The 3,753-nt window shown below is 69.5% G+C and carries 3 protein-coding genes and 1 pseudogene; 2 read left to right on the plus strand and 2 right to left on the minus strand.

Annotated elements, in window-relative coordinates:
- Window positions 1-64: 64 nt before the first annotated feature.
- The gene (gene msrB / locus VJ976_RS07810; protein ID WP_324099560.1) at window positions 65-487 is read right to left on the minus strand and encodes a peptide-methionine (R)-S-oxide reductase MsrB; all 423 of its coding nucleotides are present in this window, start codon (window positions 485-487) and stop codon (window positions 65-67) included.
- Between the two features lie 69 nt (window positions 488-556).
- Here msrB and ligD point away from each other — a divergent pair, with 69 nt between their 5' ends.
- Window positions 557-1,588: a non-homologous end-joining DNA ligase gene (gene ligD, locus VJ976_RS07815; protein ID WP_324099561.1), complete on the plus strand. Its 1,032-nt coding sequence runs from the start codon at window positions 557-559 to the stop codon at window positions 1,586-1,588.
- 4 nt (window positions 1,589-1,592) lie between these two features.
- Here ligD and VJ976_RS07820 read toward each other — a convergent pair whose 3' ends face one another.
- Window positions 1,593-2,969 carry an L-serine ammonia-lyase gene (locus tag VJ976_RS07820; RefSeq protein WP_324099562.1) on the minus strand — a complete coding sequence of 459 codons (1,377 nt, stop codon included), beginning with the start codon at window positions 2,967-2,969 and terminating at the stop codon, window positions 1,593-1,595.
- A gap of 374 nt (window positions 2,970-3,343) precedes the next feature.
- Between VJ976_RS07820 and ligC the strand changes: the two are divergent.
- Window positions 3,344-3,721, plus strand: a pseudogene (gene ligC, locus VJ976_RS07825) (ATP-dependent DNA ligase); the annotation flags it as partial.
- Between the last annotated feature and the right edge of the window lie 32 nt (window positions 3,722-3,753).

A 3,753-nucleotide genomic window follows, 5' to 3' on the forward strand; every position in this document is an offset into this window, starting at 1 on the left:
TTCTACACCGGGCCCCGGGTCACGGTCGACCAGATCGTCGCGTCCGCGCCGTAGCGCGCGAGGGCTACTCGGCGGGGGTCAGGGTCATGCTGATCGAGTTGATGCAGTACCGCTGGTCGGTCGGGGTGTCGTAGCCCTCGCCCTCGAAGACGTGACCCAGGTGGGAGCCGCAGTTGGCGCACCGGACCTCGGTCCGGGTGCGCCCGAACGACCGGTCCTGGACGTACTCGACCCGGTCCTCAGCCAAGGGGGAGTAGAACGAGGGCCAGCCACAGTGGCTCTCGAACTTGGTCTCGCTGCGGAACAGCTCGTAGCCGCAGGCACGGCAGTGGTACACACCGGTGGTGGTGGTGTCGGTGTACTCCCCGACGAAGGGCCGCTCGGTGCCTGCTTGGCGCAGCACGTCGTACTCGGCCGAGCTCAGCTGGTCACGCCACTCCTGCTCGGATTTGCTCACGGCGTAGTCCTGACGGTTTTTCTCCTTCATAGGGGCGCCAACACCACCGCCGGGGCACATCTTCCCCACGGAGGGTTCTGGGGCCGGTAGCGTGCGGCCATGGCCGCCCCGACGACGCTGGACATCCCGGGTCCTGACGGGGCGGAGCGCTCGGTGCGGCTGAGCAGCCCCGACCGGGAGGTCTGGCCGGCGACCGAGTCCTCGTCCGCGCTCACGAAGGCAGACCTGGCGGGCTATGTGCAGGCGGTAGGTTCGGCGCTCGTCAGCGCGCTCGGTGACCGCCCGGTGACCCTGCAGCGGTTCCCCACCGGGATCGAGGGAGAGGAGTTCTACTCCAAGAACCCGCCCCGAGGAGTGCCCGAGTGGGTGCGGACCACGTCGTGCACCTACCCCTCCGGTCGTAGGCACCCGCAGCTGGTGGTGGACGAGGTCGCCACCGCCGTCTGGGCGGTCCAGATGAACACGGTCACCTTCCACCCCTGGCCGGTGCGCACGGGCGACAACGACAACCCGGATGAGGTGCGCATCGACCTGGACCCGCAGCCGGAGCGCTCCTTCGCCGACGTGGTGGAGGTCGCGCTCGGGCTTCGCGAGGTGATGCAGGGCATCGGGCTGCGACCGTTCGTCAAGACCACGGGCAACCGAGGCGTGCACGTGCACGCGGCCATCCGGCCGCAGTGGGAGTTCCTCGTGGTGCGCCACGCGGTCATCGGCATCGCTCGCGAGCTCGAGCGCCGCATGCCCGAGCTGGTGTGCACGGCCTGGTGGAAGGAGGAGCGCGGCGAGAAGGTCTTCGTCGACTTCAACCAGGCGTGCCGCGACCGCACACTGGCCGCCGCCTACAGCCCGCGCCCGTTGCCGGGCGCGCCGGTGTCGACTCCCGTGTCGTGGGACGAGGTGATAGGCCTGGACCCGACGGATCTCACGGTGCACACCGTGCCTGACCGCCTTCGCGAGCGAGGCGACCCGTGGGCGTACCTGCACGCCGATCCCGGTGACCTTAGTGGGGCGCTCGACTTGTGGGAGTCCGATCTGGAGCGCGGCCTGGGGGAGATGGCTTTTCCTCCCGACTACCCGAAGATGCCTGGCGAGCCGCGGCGGGTGCAGCCGAGCCGCAAGCGCACCGACTGAGGGCTCAGCACTCGATCACGTTGACGGCCAGGCCGCCGGTCGAGGTCTCCTTGTACTTCACCGACATATCGGCTCCGGTTTGGCGCAGGGTCTCCACTGCTTGGTCGAGGCTGACCCGGTGCGTCCCGTCGCCGCGTAGGGCGAGCCGCGAGGCGGTCACCGCCTTGACCGCTGCAACGGCGTTGCGCTCGATGCACGGCACCTGCACCAGGCCGCCCACCGGGTCGCAGGTCAGCCCGAGGTTGTGCTCCAGCCCGATCTCGGCGGCGTTCTCGACCTGCTCGGGGGTGCCGCCCAACACCTCGGTCAGGCCCGCGGCGGCCATGGCGCACGCGGAGCCGACCTCCCCTTGGCAGCCGACGTCCGCCCCGGAGATGGAGGCGTGCTCCTTGATGATGATGCCGATGGCCGCTGCGGCGAGCAGAAAGCGGATCACCCCGTCCTCGTCGGCGCCGGGGCAGAAGTGCCAGTAGTAATGGAGCACTGCGGGGATGATGCCCGCCGCGCCGTTGGTGGGGGCGGTGACCACCCGTCCGCCGGCGGCGTTCTCCTCGTTGACCGCGATGGCGTACACCGTGAGCCAGTCGACCGCGCTCAGGGTGTCCGAGGCCGATCCACCCCCGCCCGCGATGGCCAGCAGATCCTGGTGCAGGCGTGGAGCCCGTCGGGCCACGCGCAAGGCGCCGGGCAGCACACCCTCTGCCTCGCACCCGCGAGAGACGCACCCTTGCATGACCGCCCAGATGCGACGTAGCTGATCCTCCGTCTGCTGCCGGGGCCGCGCCGCATCCTCGTTGCGGGCCATGATCTGCGCCACACTGGCGCCCTCGAGACGGCACCAGCGCAGCAGCTCACCGGCTGAGTCGAACGGGTGCGGCACGTCGAGGTCGGCGGCGCCGCCCAGGGCGAGGTCATGCTCGTCCACCACGAACCCGCCGCCGATGCTGTACATGGTCACGGCGGTGACCTGCCGCTCACCACTCCACGCGGTGAGAGTCAGGCCGTTGGAGTGGGCCGGCAACACCTGGCGGGGGTGGAACCGCAGGTCGAGCTCAGGGTCGAAGCCGATCTCGTGCCGCCCGCCGAGGCAGAGACGGTGGTGCTGGCGGATGTGGGCCACTCGGGCGGCCATCTCCGCAGGCTCGACCGTCTCGGGAGCCGCACCCTCCAGACCGACCAGGATGGCACCCTCCGTGCCGTGCCCCCTGCCGGTCGCCCCGAGCGAGCCGTAGAGGTCGACGCTGACCCGGTCGACACCGCGTAGGTCGCCAGTCGCATCCAGAGAGGCCGCGAACATGCCAGCGGCGCGCATCGGCCCCACCGTGTGCGACGACGACGGACCGATACCGATGGTGAAGAGATCCAGAACGCTCAGCGTCATGCGGTGCTCACACAGCTCGGCCTCCGACCGGTTGCCGAAGGATCCTGCCCCTTCGATGACACCAGTGTGACGGGCAAGGGCCACAGAAAAAAGCGACCGCCCCGAGATGGTGACGGCCGCTTTTCGGTCTCAGCTCAGAGCCGGCGACCCTTGCGGGTCGCCTTGTTGACCAGGCGGCCGACTCCTCCGCCGCTCTTGGGCCCCGGCGAACCGGTGCCACCTGCTGCTCCACCGCGGCGACGACCTCCACCGCTGATGCTGCTGACCACTCTGTTGACAATGCCCACGGGATCCTCCTAGTTGGATGTTCTCTGCACCGTATCCGCACCAGCCGCCATGCGCGCGCCGCGACACCCATACGGCAGGATGGGGTGGTGGACCTGCCCGTCATGCCGCCGGTGAAGCCGATGCTGGCCAAGCCCGCCCAGAGCATCCCGGCGGGTCAGATGTACGAGCCCAAGTGGGACGGGTTCCGCTCGATCATCTTCCGCGACGGCGACGAGGTGGTCATCGGCAGCCGCAACGAGAAGCCGATGACCCGCTACTTCCCCGAGGTCGTCGAGGCGGTGCTGGAGAACTTCCCCTCCCGGGCAGTCATCGACGGCGAGATCGTCGTGGCCAACCTCGCGGCCAACCACCTGGACTTCGAGGCACTGCAGCAGCGGATCCATCCCGCCGACTCTCGGGTGCGCCTGCTCTCCCAGCAGACGCCGGCAGCGTTCGTCGCCTTCGACCTGCTGGCGTGGGGCGATTAGGACCTTCGCGACCAGGGGATGAGGCAGCG

Origin of the sequence: Ornithinimicrobium sp. (assembly GCF_035267225.1) — a bacterium.
In the GTDB taxonomy this organism is placed as follows: domain Bacteria; phylum Actinomycetota; class Actinomycetes; order Actinomycetales; family Dermatophilaceae; genus Ornithinicoccus.

Coding starts and splice junctions, on each gene's coding strand:
- msrB (WP_324099560.1), bottom strand. CDS start 487: ATGAAGGAGAAAAACCGTCAGGACTACGCCGTGAGCAAATCCGAGCAG.
- ligD (WP_324099561.1), top strand. CDS start 557: ATGGCCGCCCCGACGACGCTGGACATCCCGGGTCCTGACGGGGCGGAG.
- VJ976_RS07820 (WP_324099562.1), bottom strand. CDS start 2,969: ATGACGCTGAGCGTTCTGGATCTCTTCACCATCGGTATCGGTCCGTCG.